General features: G+C 58.1%; 15 protein-coding genes. 9 read left to right on the forward strand and 6 right to left on the reverse strand.

The genetic code is table 11. The annotated features are described in order from the left end of the window. Positions 1–5 precede the first annotated feature (5 nt). The 3 genes from MDHKLMBL_RS00895 to epmB form a co-directional block, all read right to left on the reverse strand. Positions 6–2,090 (reverse strand): EAL domain-containing response regulator, encoded by a 2,085-nt coding sequence (locus MDHKLMBL_RS00895; protein WP_014577809.1) that lies wholly within the window; start codon positions 2,088–2,090, stop codon positions 6–8. Between the two features lie 108 nt (positions 2,091–2,198). Then, the gene (locus tag MDHKLMBL_RS00900; protein WP_014577808.1) at positions 2,199–4,004 is read right to left on the reverse strand and encodes a cyclic-di-GMP receptor FimW-related protein; all 1,806 of its coding nucleotides are present in this window, start codon (positions 4,002–4,004) and stop codon (positions 2,199–2,201) included. Between the two features lie 222 nt (positions 4,005–4,226). Then, positions 4,227–5,267, reverse strand: a complete 1,041-nt coding sequence (epmB, locus tag MDHKLMBL_RS00905; RefSeq protein ID WP_104269901.1) for an EF-P beta-lysylation protein EpmB — start codon at positions 5,265–5,267, stop codon at positions 4,227–4,229. A gap of 45 nt (positions 5,268–5,312) precedes the next feature. Here epmB and efp point away from each other — a divergent pair, with 45 nt between their 5' ends. Both efp and epmA read left to right on the forward strand, forming a co-directional pair. Further along, entirely contained in the window at positions 5,313–5,888 is a 576-nt protein-coding gene (efp, locus tag MDHKLMBL_RS00910) for an elongation factor P (protein WP_041645387.1), read from the forward strand. 7 nt (positions 5,889–5,895) lie between these two features. Then, positions 5,896–6,864, forward strand: coding sequence for an EF-P lysine aminoacylase EpmA (gene epmA / locus MDHKLMBL_RS00915; protein ID WP_104269902.1), 969 nt, complete (start codon positions 5,896–5,898; stop codon positions 6,862–6,864). A 15-nt stretch (positions 6,865–6,879) separates the two neighbouring features. Here the strand turns inward: epmA and asd are convergent, their stop codons facing one another. After that, positions 6,880–7,734, reverse strand: a complete 855-nt coding sequence (gene asd / locus MDHKLMBL_RS00920) for an archaetidylserine decarboxylase (RefSeq protein WP_104269903.1) — start codon at positions 7,732–7,734, stop codon at positions 6,880–6,882. 174 nt (positions 7,735–7,908) lie between these two features. On the opposite strand from asd, the gene motA reads away from it, so the two are divergent. Beyond that, positions 7,909–8,760, forward strand: coding sequence for a flagellar motor stator protein MotA (gene motA / locus MDHKLMBL_RS00925; RefSeq protein WP_008174118.1), 852 nt, complete (start codon positions 7,909–7,911; stop codon positions 8,758–8,760). A gap of 31 nt (positions 8,761–8,791) precedes the next feature. After that, on the forward strand, positions 8,792–9,751 hold the full coding sequence (gene motB, locus MDHKLMBL_RS00930) for a flagellar motor protein MotB (RefSeq protein ID WP_104269904.1): 960 nt from the start codon (positions 8,792–8,794) through the stop codon (positions 9,749–9,751). A 15-nt stretch (positions 9,752–9,766) separates the two neighbouring features. On the opposite strand, the gene rsgA is transcribed toward motB, so the two are convergent. Beyond that, positions 9,767–10,822 (reverse strand): small ribosomal subunit biogenesis GTPase RsgA, encoded by a 1,056-nt coding sequence (gene rsgA, locus MDHKLMBL_RS00935; RefSeq protein WP_104269905.1) that lies wholly within the window; start codon positions 10,820–10,822, stop codon positions 9,767–9,769. Positions 10,823–11,075: 253 nt separating this feature from the next. Here rsgA and orn point away from each other — a divergent pair, with 253 nt between their 5' ends. Beyond that, complete coding sequence (orn, locus tag MDHKLMBL_RS00940) at positions 11,076–11,618, forward strand: oligoribonuclease (RefSeq protein ID WP_008174128.1); 543 nt, start codon at positions 11,076–11,078, stop codon at positions 11,616–11,618. On the opposite strand, the gene queG is transcribed toward orn, so the two are convergent. Continuing rightward, the gene (gene queG, locus MDHKLMBL_RS00945; protein WP_104269906.1) at positions 11,613–12,692 is read right to left on the reverse strand and encodes a tRNA epoxyqueuosine(34) reductase QueG; all 1,080 of its coding nucleotides are present in this window, start codon (positions 12,690–12,692) and stop codon (positions 11,613–11,615) included. The two genes, orn and queG, sit on opposite strands and share 6 nt — an antisense overlap. Positions 12,693–12,839: 147 nt before the next feature. On the opposite strand from queG, the gene MDHKLMBL_RS00950 reads away from it, so the two are divergent. The 4 genes from MDHKLMBL_RS00950 to mutL are packed head-to-tail and all read left to right on the forward strand — an operon-like array spanning position 12,840 to position 18,215. Then, positions 12,840–14,393: an NAD(P)H-hydrate dehydratase gene (locus MDHKLMBL_RS00950; protein ID WP_104269907.1), complete on the forward strand. Its 1,554-nt coding sequence runs from the start codon at positions 12,840–12,842 to the stop codon at positions 14,391–14,393. Continuing rightward, on the forward strand, positions 14,390–14,887 hold the full coding sequence (tsaE, locus tag MDHKLMBL_RS00955; RefSeq protein WP_041645383.1) for a tRNA (adenosine(37)-N6)-threonylcarbamoyltransferase complex ATPase subunit type 1 TsaE: 498 nt from the start codon (positions 14,390–14,392) through the stop codon (positions 14,885–14,887). The genes MDHKLMBL_RS00950 and tsaE overlap by 4 nt, the downstream gene beginning before the upstream one ends. 38 nt (positions 14,888–14,925) lie before the next feature. After that, positions 14,926–16,284: an N-acetylmuramoyl-L-alanine amidase gene (locus tag MDHKLMBL_RS00960; protein WP_104269908.1), complete on the forward strand. Its 1,359-nt coding sequence runs from the start codon at positions 14,926–14,928 to the stop codon at positions 16,282–16,284. Positions 16,285–16,304: 20 nt separating this feature from the next. Further along, positions 16,305–18,215, forward strand: a complete 1,911-nt coding sequence (mutL, locus tag MDHKLMBL_RS00965; RefSeq protein WP_104269909.1) for a DNA mismatch repair endonuclease MutL — start codon at positions 16,305–16,307, stop codon at positions 18,213–18,215. Positions 18,216–18,237: the final 22 nt, after the last annotated feature.

Raw genomic sequence — 18,237 nt, forward strand, 5'->3', positions numbered from 1 at the left:
CAGGCTCAGTTGTCGCCGAAGTCGTAGTTCATTTCAGGTACTGGTGCCTGCAGGTAGTAGCCCTGAATATAGTTCACGCCAGCCTGCCACAGGGTGGCGAGAACGCCGGCATTCTCTACCAGCGGGATGATGGTGAGCTTGCCGCTGGACTGCAGGCTCTTGACCATTTCCTTGACCTGTTCTTTGGCCTCGTCGCTCTTCTGGATTTCTTCCGTGAAGGAGCCATCAATCTTCACATAGTCCGTATCGATGTGTTTCAGGGTGTTGAAGGGATTGAGGGCGCAGCCGAACTGGGAGATGGATACCTTGCAGTGAAGCTCGTGAACCGCCTTGGTGAAGTCTTTCGCCTGCTTCATGTAATTGTTGGCATCGCCTTCCCGGATCTGGAAGATCAGGGAATCGCCCGGCAGCCGTGCGGCTTTCAGGGCAACGCTCAGCCAGGGAGTGAAGGTTTTATCCTGCAGGGTTTCGGCCGTCACATTGAGGAACAGGCGGGTATCGTGGCCCCGTGAGCGATGGCTGGACAGCTGTTTGATGGTCTGCAGAATAACCCAGCGGTCAATCTTGATCGCGGTGTCGCTCGGACCTGTTGGCGGCAGGAAGTCATAGGGAGAGACTTCTTCATCGTCCTTGTCGAGCATTCGAACGAAGGCCTCGTAATGTTCCTCGCCTTCGCCACGCAGGTTGATGATTGGCTGGAACAGCAGCCGGAAGCGGTTTTCCTCCAGAGCCTTCTGAATCGCCTCCACTGAATTGCTTTGATCCAGAGTTTCGAAGTCGGCAGGGTTGTAGACCACCACACCGTTGCCCTCGGCATGACCCTCTAGCTTGCGCACTTCCGCCGATGCCGTATGCGCCCTGGCCATGAGTTCCTCGGCCTTCGGCGAATTCTCGGTAATCGCGGCGACACCGATGCTCACGGTCAGCTGGACCGTGCGGCCATTGATATCAAACAGATGGTCCTCAACCGCCTTGCGGATGCGCTCGGCGTGTCCTGCCATGGTAGATTCATCGCAGGGCTGGCTCAGCAGACTGAAGGCATCGTCGCTCAATCGGGCCAGGGCAAGGTCGTCACCGGCCTGCTCCTTGAGCAGGTTTGCCAGGTCACCAAGCAGCAGGTCGGCGCCGGAAATGCCCACCTGGCCCTTCATGCTCATGAAGTTATCGAGGGCGATGTAGGCGAGTGCACCGGTTTCATTCTTCTTGCCGGCGTTGGCAATTGCTTCAGCGAGTGCATCCATCAGGTACTGACGATTGTACAGCCCGGTCAGAAGGTCCTGGCTGCTGATCTGGCGCAGCTTTTCTTCCAGCTCTGCATCGCTGTGCTCTGGCTGCAGAACGATCTGCGTGCATTCCTCACCGTCGTAGGTAGCGGCCGAGACCGACATGGTCACGTTCAGTTCGTGGTCGTCGCTGCGTCGAGCCGTGCAATTCATGGTCATGCCGTCTTCGCCCTTTTCGGCAAACGACTTCATGAATTCCTTGTACTTCTCCTGACTTTCCGGGGTGAGGGTGTCCAGCACCGGAACGCAGATTAGATCGTCGATGTCATCGTACCCGAGAAACTCCATGTACGACTGGTTGGCGTAGATGTGCATGCCATCATTGATGTAGGCAATCGCATCCTTGGAGCTTTCCAGCAGCAACTGGCACCGCTGTTCCGCTTCCCGCAGATGGGACTCCAGAACACGGCGCCGGCGACGTTCGTCAAGAGCTGCCAGCTCACGATTGACCTTCAGCACAATAAGATCGGTGTGCTCGAACGACACCGTATCCTGGGCGCCTGCCTTCATCATGCCTACTGTGCGCTCCCGGCTTTCTTGTTCCGTCAGGAGAATGAACGGAATGTCCTTGTCCATCCGGCGGATCATGGCGAGGGCGTCGTCGGCCGAAAATTCCTGCTCCAGGTCGCGGGCCAGAAGCAAATCCCAGTTTCCGGCCTTGAGTGTTTCTTCCAGATCTTCTTCCGAGGTGATTCTGTGGGCTCGGGTAGCCTTGCCGGAGTTGCGGAGCAGGCTGACCAGCGATTCGGCATCGTTTTGCGATGGATCCAGAATCAGCAGGTGTACGGTCGCGTTCTTTTTCTGCATTCGAAGGGCATCTCGTGATACACGGTTCATTCACTAACGCTGAATGATGCAGGGGTTGCCGATCAATAACAACCCTCTGCGGGCTTCCGGTGTCTCAGTTTGGAGACCTTATAGAGATGGCCAGAGCGAGTCGAATTCGTCCTCGCTGGCTCCGGAGGATGCAGGCGGTGCGCCAGCATTCAGCGTTGCCGCGTTCTGCAGCTTGAGTTCGAACTGGCTGATGCTGCCAGTGGAGGACACCTTGCGAGACAACTGACCCTGATCTTCCCGGCCATCATGGAGCAGGGAGATGCGGCTCCCCGACTGGAATGGCAGGCGAGGCGTGATCAGTGTGGCTGACTGGTTGACCACGCTGATTTCCGGTAACAGCAGGCCGCGCAGGTATTCACTGCTGTTGCCCACTTTCTGGATCAGGCGCACACCGCAGGGTGAAGCGCTCGGTGCGAGCAGCTCAATGCCCACCTGGGTGCCCTGGTTCTTGATCTGTCGAATCCAGCGCACCACCGCCACGCTCCAGGGATGTGAGCTTTGCTCACGAACGCCCAGAACCTCGCCGGCCTGCAATGACGGAGGCACATTGCTTTCCCATGCAACGCAGTAGCCACCGGGGCTGGTGTTGATCAGGAAAGAGTGGTGTGACTTTGGCCGGTTCCGGTCGGTCGACGGGGCCTGGGAGTTGCCGTAGGAACCCTTGAAGTTGATCGGCGTGTCGCCGGCGTGAAGCCGCTCGTCGCTGGGACTGGCGTCGTGGGCGCCTGACCAGGCGTCCTGCTTCTGGCGCGACGATCTTACGAACAGGTTTTCTTCTTCATGATGACCGTTGTCGTTGCCATTCACGAATTCCGTAAAGGTTTTCTCACCGGCAATGAAGTAGTGCGCGGCTGTGAGGCCCACGCAGACTTCAAGGGACCCCTGGCTCGCGATACGGTTGAAGTTCCGCTTCGCGAGAATGCCGAGGGCCTGGCTGAGGTGGGTGAGCAGGGTGTCGCTTACCTTTGCCGGCACCTGAAGTTCGTGATCGGTATCTTTGTGCTCGCGACGGGCATGGAGCGTCTCCGACAGCATCGCCGAGAGATCCCGGGTATCAAAGCCGAAGCTGTCGTCACCTGGTTTCTGTTCGAGAAGGCTGCGGTAAACCGGCGGGTTGTCCCGTTCCATGTTGATTACAAACAGGCTGTCGTCCTCAACATCCGGTCCGCAACGGGTATGGTCCGTCCAGGATTCGAAGAGTTCATAGACGTGCAGAAGCTCAGCCTGTCGCAGCTGATTCGGGCGCGCACAGCCGAGCAGGAGGATACGCTTGTAGCTGTCGGCGACCGAGCTGGTGCGGCGATGCTGAAGTGTGTCGTCCTCCACCTGTACTACTGAGAGCTTGTTGCGGTGTGCAAACCGGAATAGACGGTGGCACTCCAGCCAGCTCTGGGCGGGGCTCGGGCAGTAGAGCTGGTGCGATCTCAGAATAGTTGCCGACAGCTCGGAAATGGCCCGGTGTGCGGCTGTGGCAATCTGGCGCCGATTCTTGTCCAGTCCCCCGTTGTCGATAAACTCCAGAACGCACAGCTTGTAGCCGCCGGCCAGATGTAATTGGAGCGCCTGGGACAGATTGGCGATCTTCCTTTGTTTTTCGGGCAGCGCCACGGCAAGACCGAGGTAGTGGCGGGAGAGCTCATTACAGACAAAATGAATCTTTTCCCGAATCAATTCCAGGAACTGCATGCGCTGCTGGGGCGCCAGGAAAAGGTGATTCAGTTCGATAATGGCGTGGTAAAGCTGTCGTGACACCTCGCCGATATTGGCCATCGGCAATTGGTCTATCCAGACCCGGAACGCCTTGGGCGTCGTGTCACAGAACGACAGGCTGGCCGTTTTCTGTTCGGGAACGCGGAGATCAGGTTTCAGGGTCTTACCTTCCATGAATGCATGCCAATGTCTGGACCACAGGTGGTATTCCGGGGTTGGCCCTGCCTGGCTGGCGGTTACCGGTTGTCCGCCGGCCTGTCAGGAAAACGCCGTAAATACATGTTTTTATCGTTAACGGTACTGGACTTTAAAGTAGCAAACCAGTCGTAAAAAGCGAGAAGATCATGAGTTGACAATCTTTGACAAGTGAATTTGGGCCGTTTTTTGCGAAACCGGTCACGGGAACAGGTTGATCGGGGTCTTGCTTTCCTTGCCAGGCTCTTCTCTCACCAGCTTCGGCACCAGAAAACCGGGCAGGCGCTCCAGCAGCTCACGCACCAGATTTCGGGCCTCATCATCGGATACGTCGAAATGGTGAGCGCCTGTCACCGGATCAAATGCGTGCAGGTAATAGGGCTGGACGCCCGCATCAAACAGGGTCTCGCTCAACTCTTCAAGCACCGCCGTTCGATCATTTACACCCCTGAGGATCACGCTCTGGTTCAGGAGCGTTGCGCCTGCGGCCCGGAGGTATCCGAGCGCACGGCGAGTGGAGCCGTCGATCTCTGCAGGGTGGTTGATGTGCAGGACAATCACTACCTGGAGCGGAGTCGTCGACAGCCACTTCAGTAACTCGTCGCAAACCCTCTGGGGAATCACAACTGGCAAGCGGGTATGCAGGCGCAGCCGGCGGATGTGGGGTATGCCGCTGATAGCGCTTGCCCACTGACTGAGCAGGCGATCATTGACGGCCAGGGGATCGCCGCCGCTGAAGATGACTTCGTTGATTTCCGGGCTGGCGCCAAGGACATCAATTACCCGCTGCCGGTCGTGAGGGCTCAGGCGTTGCTCGTCGTAGGGAAAGTGCCTGCGGAAGCAGTACCGGCAATTGATCGCGCACTGTCCGGTCACCATGAGCAGGGCCCGGCTGCGGTACTTGCGGATAAGCCCGGTGGTGGCAATGGCGCCGGATTCTTGGAGAGGATCGCTGACAAAACCGGGCGCGTGGCCGGCTTCGTCGGCCAGCGGAAGGACCTGTCTTAGCAAAGGGTCGGCCGGATTGCCCTTCTCCATCCGGTTGAGGAAGGGTTCAGGTACCCGGATCTGAAAAAGCCTGTGGCCTTGTTCTGCCCCTGCAAGCCACGGTTCCTCGGGCAACTCCAGGCGGCGGAGCAGCTCCTTCGGCGACGTAACAGCGCCCGACAGCAGTTGCTGCCAGCTGCGTTGTTCGTGGTCGGAAAGGTGGGCTTCTATACGGGCGGGGGTTCGCTGTATCATAACGCCCTTCGAATTCTAAACAGCATTTTGTCAGGTGGACATTTCATGGCTTCATATTCTACCAACGAATTTCGCGGCGGTCTTAAGGTTTTGCTGGATGGCGACCCCTGCATCATTCTCGAGAACGAGTTTGTAAAGCCCGGTAAGGGGCAGGCCTTCAACCGCGTCAAGCTGCGCAACCTCATGACCAACCGGGTCTGGGAGCGCACGTTCAAGTCCGGCGAAAGTCTTGAAGCTGCGGATGTCATTGATCAGGATATGGAATACCTCTATACCGACGGTGAATTCTGGCACTTCATGCTGACTGACGGTTCCTTCGAGCAGTACCCGGCTGACGCCAAAGCGGTTGGCGATGCGCTGAAGTGGCTGAAAGAGCAGGACGTTTACACGGTAACGCTCTACAACGGCTCGCCGCTGTCCGTAACGCCCCCCAACTTCGTTGAACTTGAGGTGGTTGATACCGATCCGGGCATGAAGGGTGACACCGCCCAGGGTGGTTCCAAGCCGGCAACACTTTCCACCGGTGCGGTTGTTAACGTACCCCTCTTCATCACCATCGGCGAAGTCCTGAAAGTTGATACCCGCTCTGGCGAGTACGTGAGCCGGGTAAAGAGCAGTTGATCCGGTCATGAACCGCGAACCTGTCTGGCAGCCCTCTGCCTCGCAGGCTGCCCTGAAAAGCCGCGCACAACAACTGGCGTTTGTGCGCGGCTTTTTTGCGAAGCGAGAAGTGCTGGAGGTCGAAACCCCGGTGCTTGGGCGATGTGGCGTTACTGATGTCAATCTTGACGGCATCCCCGCGCAGGTTTCTGCCGGCACACGCACAGGCGGGTGGCTCCAGACGTCTCCCGAGTACCACATGAAGCGCTTGCTTGCGGCCGGCTGTGGATCCATTTTTCAGATCTCCAGGGTGTTCCGCAACGGCGAACAGGGGCGTCGTCACAACCCCGAATTCTCCATGCTCGAATGGTATCGGACAGGCTTTGATGATGTGACGCTCATGGCTGAAGTGTCGGACCTTGTCTGCGACTGGCTGGGCTGCGAGCGGCCGGAAATCATTCAGTATCGCGATGCACTCAGGCGATGGGCGCACATTGACCCGTTCGCAGCGACGGTCCGTGAACTGATGCGCCGCTGTGAGGAGTGGCTGGAGCCAGAGCAATTGGCTGACCTTGGTCGAGATGGCTGCCTCGATCTGCTGATGAGTTTTGCCGTGGAGCCGAATCTGGGACGGGGCAGGCCCGTATTTATAACGGGATATCCGGCCTCGCAGGCTTCACTGGCCAGAGTTTCGAAGTCTGACGGCTATGAGACCGCGCATCGTTTTGAACTCTATGTTGATGGTCTGGAGCTCTGTAACGGTTACTGGGAATTGACCGATCCAGGAGAACAGAGGCTGCGCTTTGAGGCTGATAACGAGCTGCGCAGGCGATCCGGAAAGCCTGAAATGGGGCTGGATGAGGCTTTTCTCGCTGCGCTTGATCAGGGCTTGCCCGAGTGCTCCGGTGTCGCACTCGGGCTGGACAGGTTGCTGATGCTCAAGCTGGGAGTCCAGGACATCCGTGAGGTCTTGGCGTTTCCGTTCGAGCGGGCTTGAGCCTGCCGAACGTGATCACGCCAGGGCGCCGAATGCTTCGCCCATGCGAACGGTTTTGCCGGCCACCTGATCGCTGTTCCAACTGACGGAGCCTTTTGGCATAACCATAATCACAGTGGAGCCCAGGCGGAACCGGCCCATTTCTTCACCCTTATCGAAGCTGATGGCCTGCTCGCCTTCGTACAGTGTTGATGTGACCTGCCGACTGCCGGGCACAACAACGCCTGCCCAGCGGGTTTCCACGCTGCCGACAATCATGGCGCCAACCAGTACCAGGGCCATGGGGCCGGAAGCGGTGTCGAAGATGCAGACAACCCGCTCATTGCGGGCGAACAGATTCGGGACATTTTCGGCGGTTACCGGGTTGACCGAAAAAAGCTTGCCGGGAACATGGATCATCTGTCGAAGCGTGCCGGCCATCGGCATGTGGATCCGGTGATAGTCCTTGGGCGAGAGGTAGATTGTAGAAAATTCGCCATCGGCAAACGGGGCTGTGGTCGCCTCTTCGCCACCGAGCAGCTCGCTCAGGCTGAACGACTGGCCCTTTGCCTGGAAAACCCGGTCTCCGGTGACCTGGCCGAGCTGGCTGATGGCGCCGTCAACGGGGCTGACCAGGGTTTTTTCGCCGTCCGCCAGGGGGCGGATGCCAGGCTTCAGCTCCCGGGTGAAGAAATCGTTGAACGTGGCGTAAGCTTCAGGGTTAGGCTCGGCGGCTTCGCTCATGTCAACGCCATAGCGGCCGATAAACCATTTTATAACCCGGTTCTTGAGCGCAGGGGAGCGGTCATTGTCCGCCAGGCGGCCGGCGAGGTTGGATACCCCCAGTTGCGGCGTTATGTACTGGCTAAGAACAAAAAGCTTGTCGAACATTAGATGTGATCCTTTGCGCTCAAAGGCGCGAAGTTTACCAAAGACTGCTACCTGTATAGAAATTGTTTCACGGCTTCGCGGTTATGACGCGGCCTTGCTATTATCGTGTCACCTTTTGCGTGACAGCTTCCGGCTCCGGCCGATAACCAATAAAATAAGGCGTGCGTAGATTCTATGTTACTGATCGTCGGTTCGATTATTGTTCTGGCCAGCGTACTGACTGGCTATGTTCTCCACGGCGGCAATCTGATGGTGCTCTGGCAGCCAACCGAAGTGTTAATCATTTTCGGGGCAGCTCTGGGCTCGTTCATCATTGCTAACCCCGTCCATACGCTCAAAGAGGTCTTTGGTAAGGGAGTCCAGTTACTGACAGGCTCACCCTACAAAAAGGCTTTCTACATGGATCTGCTGAGTCTGCTTTACGAGATCTTCGATAAATCCCGTAAACAAGGCGTCATGGCGATCGAGGAGGACATCGATAATCCCGAGGCAAGCCAGATTTTCAGTCGATATCCAGCCGTCATGAAGTCCAAGGAACTGCTCGCGTTCATCACGGACTATCTTCGCATCATCAGCTCCGGAAATATGGCGACCCACGAGCTGGAAGGCATGATGGAGAATGAGATCGACAGTCGTCAGCACGAGCTTGAGGAGCCTGCTCACGCGGTCAACAAAATCGCCGATGCGCTGCCGGGGCTTGGTATTGTAGCTGCGGTGCTGGGTATCGTAATTACCATGAACTTTCTCACTGAAGGCCCGGAAAAGATTGGTCTCAGTGTGGCTGCAGCACTGGTGGGTACCTTTCTGGGTATTTTCATGGGGTATGGTTTTGTGGGTCCTGCGTCTATCGCCATGGAGCACGCTGCGAAGTACGAATTGAAGGCTTACGAGTGCGTCAAATCAGCGATTGTGGCGACGGTTTCCGGGCAAGCGCCGCAAATGGCCATTGAGTTTGGCCGCAAGGCGTTGCCCACGGATAAGCGCCCTGGGTTCCAGGAGCTTAATGATCACGTTCGTTCCAAGTAATACCGCCCTCATCTGAACCCGGAGCCGATTCGTGGAAGAACAGCCGATCATCATCAAACGGAAAAAGGTTGTTGCAGGTGGCCATCACGGTGGCTCCTGGAAGGTCGCGTTTGCCGATTTCGCCACCGCCATGATGGCTTTCTTTCTGGTTCTCTGGTTAACCGCTACGGCATCGCCGGAGCAAAAAAAAGCGGTTGAGGGTTACTTTCGGGATCCCGTTGGCTTCACCGAGGGTGGTTCTCCAAACCCTGTGGATCTTGAGGGCAGTGCCTCGGTCGTCAACGAGGCGAGTCCGGATATCGAATCGAGCCAGATCCAGATTGAAGACGAAGTGGTGGATGAGCTCTCTGAAACTCTTGAACAGCGACGTATGCAGGAGTTGTTTCAGGAGCTGAAGGAGCAAATCAAGCAGGATGCGACGTTGCAGGAGTTCAAGGATCAGTTGCTGATCGATATAACCGACGAGGGCTTGCGCATCCAGATCGTCGATCGCTCCGGTCGCCCCATGTTCGACAGCGGCCGAGCAGAGCTGAAGTACTACTCTCAGGATATTCTGTTTGAGCTTGCGAAAACTCTGGGCTCAGTGAACAACAAGCTTAGTATTACCGGGCACACCGACTCCACGCCATTCAGCGGCCGACCGGGTTACACGAACTGGGAGTTATCGGCAGACCGGGCAAATACCGCCCGAAGAGCCCTGGTTGCAGGGGGTGTTCGTCAGCAGCAGATTGCCCGCGTGGTTGGCCTGAGCGACTCCGTACTGTTTGACAAGGAAGACCCGAACGCGCCGGTGAATCGTCGCATCTCCATTATCGTTCTGAACAAGAAGACCGTCGATAATATTCAGAGCACTGCCGGCCAGTCAGATGAGCCCCTGATTGATCTGACCCAGCCGACCGAGGCGGAGCGGGAGGCGGCCCGTGAGCGTCTGGAAAGCGGGGAATGGTTGCAGGAAAAAGAAGAGCCGGCCCCTGGCGAGCTCAACTGGTAAGGCCGTTCGGGTCCGTCAGTCCAGCTTCAGCCCGCGGGCCTGCTGCTCCGTCATATCCTGAAGAATCCGGTGGAAGCTTTTCAGCCGCTCCGGGCTGATTTTCCCTTCCTCTGCAGCTCTGTCGATGGCGCAACCGGGGTCACCCATGTGCCGGCAGTTGCGGAACTTGCAGGTGCCGATCACCTCCCGAATTTCCCGAAAGCCATACTCGATCTCCTGCGCTGTCATATGCCAGAGCCCGAACTCACGGATCCCCGGCGAGTCAATCAGATCGCCTCCTAGCGGCAGGTGGAACAGCTTAGCCGTGGTTGTCGTGTGAATCCCCTTGCCGGTGCTCTCCGACACAGCCCCCACGCGAATGGCCTCATCGGGCATCAGTGTCTGGATAATGGATGACTTGCCCACCCCGGATTGCCCCACAAACACACTGGTCTGATCCTTCACCAGTGCCTCAACCTCTGGCGAAGGTTTATCACCGGACTCAGCCGCAGACGTTCGAACCACCTCATAGCCCAGGGCCTCATACCGGCCCAGAAGCGCGTCGATGTACTCCCGGTTGCTGTCGGTGATCAGATCGGTCTTGTTCAACAGAATCACTGCCGGAATGTCTGTGATCTCGGATGCAACGAGATACCGGTCAATCAGGTTATCGTGAGGGTCCGGCTCCGGCGCAATCACAAGAATAATATGATCAATGTTTGCGGCCACCGGCTTCAGGGCACCAAAATTATCCGGCCGCTGCAGCAGATTGCGGCGCTCACTGCGGGCAACGATAACCCCCGTCTCATTCTTACCCGGCCGCCAGACAACCTTGTCGCCAGTTACCAGGCTATCAATGTTGGCCCGAACAAAGCAGCGAACCACATCGCCTTCCTGGTCGCCTTCAAGCGCTTCGACATCCAGCTGTTGCCCATAGTGAGCGATGACCAACCCTTCCTGCTCTGGCCCGAGCTCGCCGGCGTCGGCCTGCTCCTGAACCTTCTTCTCCTTGCGCGCCGCCCGGGCCGCACGCTCTTCCTGGACTTTCTTGATACGGAATTGTTGCTGTTTATTCAGTCGCCGTTTTGCCATTTATGTCCCGGATAACCAGATGAAAGTTTCGCCTTTGATGTGCCATCATACTGCAATCGTAGCTACTCGGCTTGGGCAATGCCGAGACGTCGAGGGTATATCACCTGATTTCGCAGTGGGGCTGGGTCCGGCTTTCCGGAAATGTCGGCGGCCATGGATGGCCGACGCCAAGCGCACATGGATGTGCTCGTAGCGGTTTCCGGAAAGCCGGACCCAGCACCACTACCACCGCACTCAGAAGGCTGGTAACAAAATGGCAGAAAGCAATCGCCTCGTATGGATCGATCTGGAAATGACAGGCCTGGATCCGGAAAAAGAACGGATCATCGAAATGGCCACAATCATCACCGATTCGGAACTCAATATTGTCGCGGAAGGACCGGTTATTGCCGTCCATCAGCCACAATCCTTTCTGGACTCCATGGACGAATGGTGCACCCGTACCCATGGTGAAAGCGGACTCACCAAACGCGTTCAGGAAAGCGATATCTCCGAGTCTCAAGCCGAACAGCAGACCATCGAATTCCTGAAAAAACACGTAGAAAAGGGCCAGTCACCCCTGTGCGGCAATAGCATTGGCCAGGATCGCCGGTTCCTCGTCAAATACATGCCCGAACTGGAAGACTTCTTCCATTACCGGAATCTCGACGTATCCACAGTGAAAGAACTTGCTCGCCGCTGGCGCCCGGATGTCCTCGCCGGCGTAAAAAAGAAAGGTAGTCACCTTGCACTCGACGACATCCGGGACTCCATCAACGAACTGCGTCATTACCGGGAACAGTTCTTCAAGCTATAGGCCATGCCGCTTCAGAGCCCACTGGACGTGCTCGCGGACCATCTCGGAAGGGTGGTCCGCGCGTTTTTTCAGGGCCTCAATTACCGGAATGGTTGACGGCGCATTGCCCAGCCCGACCGCCAGGTTGCGGAGCCAGCCCTCGTAGCCTGTGCGCCGAATCGCAGAGCCCTCGGTGCGTTTGAGGAACTGCTCCTCGGTCCAGAGAAAAAGCTCTGCCAGGGAGCTGTTGTCCAGCCCATGCCTCGGTTGAAAGTCCTTTTCGCTGGTCGGTTTGCTGAACTTCTGCCATGGACACACCAGCTGGCAGTCATCGCAACCGAAAACCCGGTTGCCCATTAGCGGTCGCAGCTCCTCTGGGATACTCCCTTTCAGCTCGATGGTGAGATAGCTGATGCAACGTCGGGCATCAAGCTTGTGCGAGCCAACAAAGGCGTCCGTCGGGCACAGGTCGAGGCAGGCCGAACAGCTGCCGCAATGATCCGTTTCAAAGGGTTCATCGATGGGCAGGGGGGCGCTGGTGAAGATTTCCCCGAGGAAAAAGAACGAGCCGGCCTTCGGGTGAATCAGCATATTGTTCTTGCCGATCCAGCCGAGGCCTGCTCTCTGCGCCAGTGCGCGTTCCAGCACCGGAGCGCTGTCTACAAAAGCCCGGTAATCGTATCCGCTAACGGCCTCATCAATCTTCGCTGCCAGCTGTGCAAGACGCTTACGGATCAGTTTATGGTAATCCCGACCCAGCGCATAACGCGTGACATAAGCACCCTCCCGGTTAGTAAGCGCTTCTTTCGGACTGTCTGGTGAGGGCAAATAGTCCATTCTCACGGATATAACCCGCGTGGTGCCCGGCACCAGAGAGGCAGGGGTATAGCGCTTGTCACCGTGGTGGGCCATGTAATCCATTTCGCCCTGGTAACCTGCCGCAAGCCAGTCCTTCAGATGGTCGGCGTGCTCGCCCGTGTTCGCGTTGGTAATGCCCACTTCGGCAAACCCGAATTCAGCTGCCCACTGGCGGATGAGCGACGGCAGATCCGCAAGTTCCGGGTGTGTCGTGGTACAGGTTGCTGTGGTGCTCATAGTGACTGCCGATGCTGGAATTCGGTGCTGAACCCGTGTACGGATATTTAATCTGATTAAGTTATGACCTTTTCTACTGTTTTGCTATGCTTTACAGGTATCTGGCCAATTTTCTTAAACCGGTTTCTGTAACGGGAGCAAAGGTTCATGCCGCCGTCCGCTGGGCACAGTCTACCAGACGCACTGTTTTCCGCCGATGCGGTGAGGCAGATCGATCGCTATGTGATTGATCAGCAAGGTGTTGATGGTTTTGAGCTGATGCAGTCCGCCGCCCACGCCGCTTTTCGCTGCCTGGTACGGCACTGGCCAAACTGCGGCTCGGTGCTGGTCCTGTGCGGTGCGGGTAACAACGGTGGTGACGGTTACCTGGTCGCGGCAAGTGCGAAAAGGCACGGTCTGGACTTCAGCTGTGTCGCGGTTGCGCCAACCGGCAAATTGTCCGGCGACGCCCGTAAAGCCTGGCAAAAGGCCCTGGCGGACGGTGTAGATGTTCTTGACCTCGAGGCTCTCGGCGAGTCATCGCTGGACGATCTGTTTGCCAGCGCGGGCCTGATTGTTGATGCCATGCTCGGTACTGGCGTGTCCGGTGCCCCCCGGGAACCGTTTGCGACTCTGATAGGCCGATGTAATAGCGCTTCAGCGCCAGTCCTTGCGGTGGATCTGCCCTCCGGGCTTAATGCGACCACGGGAGCGGCCGAGGGGGATGTGGTAAACGCGGCCAGGACAGTGACCTTTATCGGGCTCAAGGCTGGCTTGTTCACGGGGCAAGGTGCAGCAGCGTGCGGCGAGGTGGTTTTCGAATCTCTGGATACCGACGAGGGTATCGCCGGTAGCGGTCAGAAGCCCATCGCCCGCCGTCGTGACTGGGGTTCTGTGATGCCCTGGCTACCACCCCGGCCTGCCAACGCTCACAAGGGAAGATTCGGGCATGTGCTGGTGGTTGCGGGTGATCGCGGATTCGGTGGGGCCGGTCTGCTGGCGGCAGAGGCTGCGGCGCGATCGGGTGCCGGGCTCGTGTCGTTGGCGACCCGCCCCGAGCATGTGACAGCGGCTCTGGCAAGATGTCCATCCGTCATGGTTCATGGCCTGATCCATGGCTCGGAGTTGCCGACGTTGCTTGATGCTGCCTCGGTTGTCGTGTGTGGCCCGGGTATCGGGCGAAGCGCCTGGGGCCAGCAGATGCTCGAGCAGGTGGTTGCCAGCGGCAAGCCGCGGGTGCTGGATGCGGATGCGCTGAACCTTTTGTCTGGTCGGGTAGCCATCCCGGCGGATAATCACATCCTGACTCCTCATCCGGGCGAGGCGGCCAGGTTGCTGAATTGCCTGGTACCCGAGGTTGAGGCAGACAGGATGGCCGCCGCCAGAAAGCTGCAGGCGCTGTACGGCGGCACGGTGCTTTTGAAAGGCGCCGGCACCGTTGTCGCGTCTGAGGACGGCGGCCTGGATATCATCAGTGGCAGCAATCCCGGAATGGCGACTGGCGGAATGGGAGATGTGCTCTCAGGTATTGTTGCGGCTGTTCTGGCTCAGATTGGCGACGGACAGAAAGCGGCCGTGCTGGGCGCATCCGTGCACCTTGCTGCGGCTGACCGTGCTGCGAGAACCACGGGGTTTATCGGGCTGATACCGACCGATGTCATCGATGCGCTGCCGTTGGTGTTTCGGGAATCTGAAAGGAGTCCGGGGGCTGAATCGTTATGAGCATAATGGGTAACGAGCGTCGGGTTTTTCTGGAGAACGAGGCCGAAACCGAGCATCTCGGTCGGGAGCTGGCCAGGACCGTCGTGGAGTCTGGCCATGGCCTGGTTGTTTATCTGGATGGTGAGCTTGGCATGGGTAAAACCACCATCAGTCGGGGCGTCATGCGCGGATTGGGTCATGAGGGGGCCGTAAAGAGCCCGACCTATACCCTGGTAGAGCCCTACGAGACTCTGAATCCACCGACATACCATTTTGATCTTTATCGCCTGGGCGACGCCGAAGAACTGGAATACATGGGCATCCGCGATTATTTTTCCGCCGAAAACCTGTGCCTGATCGAGTGGCCCGAGAGAGGCAAGGGCATATTGCCCGAGCCGGACCTGGAGGTTCATCTCGAAACCCGGGGAGAGGGGCGCTCTGTAGTCCTCAGAGCCCGCTCAGAGCTGGGCGCCGGGGTGCTGAACGAACTGGAGTTGATTGGTCCGGCGTCATAGTGAGTCCGGAACCGGGAATAAACTGGCAGGTAAGCTTTATGAATTGTGCAAAGCTGAGTAAACAACTGGTCTGGCCGATTGCGCTATTGCTTGTGACATTGGCGTTTCACGGTTCGGCGGCGACACAGGTCGAGAGTGCCCGTATCTGGCCCGCGCCCGATCATACCCGGCTGGTTTTGGACACTGGCGGACAGGTGGAGCACAACATTTTCTCCCTGAGCGGCCCGGCGCGGCTGGTGATCGATCTCAAGAATGCCAACCTGAAGACCGATTTTTCCGGTCTGGACCTTTCCGGCAGTCCGATCAAGAGAATCCGCAGTGCCCCCAGAAACGGCACCGATTTGCGCGTCGTTCTGGATCTCAAGGCTGACATCAAACCGCGGAGTTTTCAGCTCGAGCCGAATCAGCAGTACGGCCACAGACTGGTTGTCGACCTGATTGATGAAAGCGGTAGCCGGCTGGAGAAGGCGACAACGCCCACCGTGACCCAGGATTCATCCGGGAAGCGGGACGTTATTGTGGTCATTGATGCCGGGCACGGCGGGGAAGATCCGGGTGCTATTGGTCCGCGGGGAACCCGTGAAAAGGACGTGGTTCTGAAAATGGCGAAAACCCTGGCCAACCTCATCAATAATCGGCCGGGTTATACCGCCAAGCTGACCAGAACCGGGGACTACTACATTGGCCTTCGCAATCGCACGATTCTGGCCAGGAAATACAACGCTGACCTGTTCGTCTCGGTTCATGCCGACGCCTTCCGTACACCACAACCCAAAGGTGCCTCGGTCTTCGCCCTTTCCCAACGCGGCGCCACCAGTGAAACCGCCCGTTGGCTGGCCAATAGTGAGAACCGGTCGGATCTGATCGGCGGTGCCGGCGGGCTGTCCCTCGATGGCCGTGACGACATGCTTGCCGGTGTTCTGCTGGACCTCTCCATGACGGCCAGTATCAACGCCAGTCTGGGGGTTGGCAGTTCGGTCCTGGGCAAATTGGGCGGCGTGGCGAAGTTGCACAAGCCTGGCGTTGAGCAGGCCGCTTTTGCGGTTCTGAAATCACCGGATATTCCCTCCATCCTCGTGGAAGCAGGCTTCATATCGAATCCCCAGGAAGAGAAAAACCTGGCCACTGAGTGGTATCGCAACAAGCTGGCCGGCGCCATCATGAAAGGCATAGATGACTACTTCCAGAAAACGCCCCCGCCTGGAACCCTGTTGGCGTGGCAAAAACAGAATCGCCAGGGTGGAAACAGCATCAGCCACTACCGGATACAGCGTGGAGACACGCTATCCGGCGTGGCCCGGAAAAATCAGACGACCGTCAGTGAGCTGATGCAGTTTAACGACCTTCGGGACGACCGTGTTATGGTAGGGCAAACCATTCGTATTCCCGCGTCCTGATCAAGAGGTTTTTCTGTAACATGCCCCCCATTCGATTGCTGTCACCGCGGCTCGCGAACCAGATTGCCGCGGGTGAGGTGGTTGAGCGCCCCGCGTCTGTCGTCAAAGAACTGGTTGAAAATGCCCTGGATGCCGGCGCCAACCGCGTCGATGTTGAGGTGGAGCAGGGCGGCGTCAAGCTGATTCGAGTTCGGGATGACGGCAGTGGTATTGAGGAAGACGATCTTCCCCTGGCGCTAAGCCGCCATGCGACCAGCAAGATTGCCAGTCTGGACGATCTGGAAGCCGTGGCGTCCCTGGGTTTCCGGGGAGAAGCGCTTGCCAGTATCAGCTCTGTCTCTCGTCTTACCCTGACCTCAAGGACCGAGTCGCAGGAAGCGGCCTCTCGGGTCGAGGTCGAGGGCCGGGAAATGGACGCGAGAATTTCGCCGGCAGCGCATCCTGTCGGAACGACCGTTGAAGTGCGCGACCTGTTTTTTAACACCCCGGCTCGCCGCAAATTCCTGCGTACTGAAAAGACAGAATTCAATCACGTCGAAGAATGTGTGCGGCGCCAAGCGCTGAGCCGTTTCGATGCCGGCTTCACGTTGCGTCATAACCAGCGTGTCGTTCAAAGCCTCAGGCCAGCGGAATCGGCCCTCGATCGCGAGCGTCGGATTGGATCCCTGTGCGGCCAGCAGTTTATCGATAACGCGGTGGTTATTGATGCGGAGGCCACCGGCCTGCGCCTCTGGGGTTGGGTCGCTCTTCCCACATTTTCGCGCAGCCAGGCCGATCTTCAGTATTTCTTCGTCAACGGCCGCGTTATTCGTGACCGCCTGGTAGCTCATGCCGTGCGCCAGGCCTATCGGGATGTACTCTACAATAACCGGCACCCGGCGTTTGTATTGTATCTGGAAGTCGACCCCGCCACCGTCGATGTAAACGTCCACCCGACCAAGCACGAGGTCCGGTTCCGGGATGGTCGGCTGGTTCACGATTTCATCTTCAGAACCCTGCACAAGGCGCTGGCCGATGTCCGGCCGGACGATCATTTCCGCGGCGCGGTGGCGCAGTCCTTTGGTCGCGAAGCAGTCACCCAGGGTCAGGAAGCTGTTCCGGCCACCGATGCCTCTGCAGAGGCGGGCTGGAACGGCCAGCCATCGGTATCCAGCTATGGTTACCCCGGCAGCTCAGGCGCCGGCTTTGGCGGACAGTCGCAGCCCCAACAGGAGTGGCGCGCCAGCGATCAGATGGCGTTTTATCAGTCCCTGAATGCCGGTGGCGGAAGCGACGGACAGCAGGCTATGCCCGTAAGCGATCGCGCCGCCACACCAATGCCAACACCGCCTGCAGACAGTGACCAGGAGCCGCCGCTCGGATATGCCATCGCCCAGCTGCACGGGATCTATATTCTTGCCCAGGGTCGTGCGGGGCTCATTGTTGTGGACATGCACGCGGCCCACGAGCGCATTACCTATGAGCGAATGAAGCGGGCGCTTGCCGAGCAGGACCTTAAAAGCCAGCCGTTGCTGGTGCCGCTGTCGCTGGCGGTCAGCCAGAAAGAAGCCGCCCTGACCGAGAGTCACGGTGAAGAACTGCAGAAGCTTGGTCTCCAGATTGAGCGGATTGGTCCGGAAACCCTCGCTGTGCGGCAGGTGCCCGCGCTTCTGCGGGGTGCTGACACAGAACAGCTGGTGCGTGACGTTCTGGCGGATCTCATTGAGCACGGTCAGAGTGATCGTGTCGAGGCGGTGACGCATGAGCTGCTCGGCACCATGGCATGCCATGGTTCAGTGCGTGCCAACCGGCAGTTGACCATTCCGGAGATGAATTCGCTGCTCAGGGACATGGAGGCGACCGAGCGCAGTGGCCAGTGCAACCATGGCCGGCCGACATGGACCCTGGTGACCATGTCTGAGCTGGACAAGCTGTTTCTCCGGGGGCGCTGAGGTGTCACTGCCTCCTGCCATC

This window comes from Marinobacter flavimaris, assembly GCF_002933295.1.
GTDB classification, from domain to species: domain Bacteria; phylum Pseudomonadota; class Gammaproteobacteria; order Pseudomonadales; family Oleiphilaceae; genus Marinobacter; species Marinobacter flavimaris.

What these genes read in the sequence shown, in the direction of transcription:
- queG (WP_104269906.1), bottom strand. Translation starts at nt 12,692, where the DNA reads ATGAGCACCACAGCAACCTGTACCACGACACACCCGGAACTTGCGGAT.
- motA (WP_008174118.1), top strand. Translation starts at nt 7,909, where the DNA reads ATGTTACTGATCGTCGGTTCGATTATTGTTCTGGCCAGCGTACTGACT.
- rsgA (WP_104269905.1), bottom strand. Translation starts at nt 10,822, where the DNA reads ATGGCAAAACGGCGACTGAATAAACAGCAACAATTCCGTATCAAGAAA.
- efp (WP_041645387.1), top strand. Translation starts at nt 5,313, where the DNA reads ATGGCTTCATATTCTACCAACGAATTTCGCGGCGGTCTTAAGGTTTTG.
- orn (WP_008174128.1), top strand. Translation starts at nt 11,076, where the DNA reads ATGGCAGAAAGCAATCGCCTCGTATGGATCGATCTGGAAATGACAGGC.
- MDHKLMBL_RS00960 (WP_104269908.1), top strand. Translation starts at nt 14,926, where the DNA reads ATGAATTGTGCAAAGCTGAGTAAACAACTGGTCTGGCCGATTGCGCTA.
- tsaE (WP_041645383.1), top strand. Translation starts at nt 14,390, where the DNA reads ATGAGCATAATGGGTAACGAGCGTCGGGTTTTTCTGGAGAACGAGGCC.
- MDHKLMBL_RS00950 (WP_104269907.1), top strand. Translation starts at nt 12,840, where the DNA reads ATGCCGCCGTCCGCTGGGCACAGTCTACCAGACGCACTGTTTTCCGCC.
- asd (WP_104269903.1), bottom strand. Translation starts at nt 7,734, where the DNA reads ATGTTCGACAAGCTTTTTGTTCTTAGCCAGTACATAACGCCGCAACTG.
- epmA (WP_104269902.1), top strand. Translation starts at nt 5,896, where the DNA reads ATGAACCGCGAACCTGTCTGGCAGCCCTCTGCCTCGCAGGCTGCCCTG.
- MDHKLMBL_RS00900 (WP_014577808.1), bottom strand. Translation starts at nt 4,004, where the DNA reads ATGGAAGGTAAGACCCTGAAACCTGATCTCCGCGTTCCCGAACAGAAA.
- epmB (WP_104269901.1), bottom strand. Translation starts at nt 5,267, where the DNA reads ATGATACAGCGAACCCCCGCCCGTATAGAAGCCCACCTTTCCGACCAC.
- MDHKLMBL_RS00895 (WP_014577809.1), bottom strand. Translation starts at nt 2,090, where the DNA reads ATGCAGAAAAAGAACGCGACCGTACACCTGCTGATTCTGGATCCATCG.
- mutL (WP_104269909.1), top strand. Translation starts at nt 16,305, where the DNA reads ATGCCCCCCATTCGATTGCTGTCACCGCGGCTCGCGAACCAGATTGCC.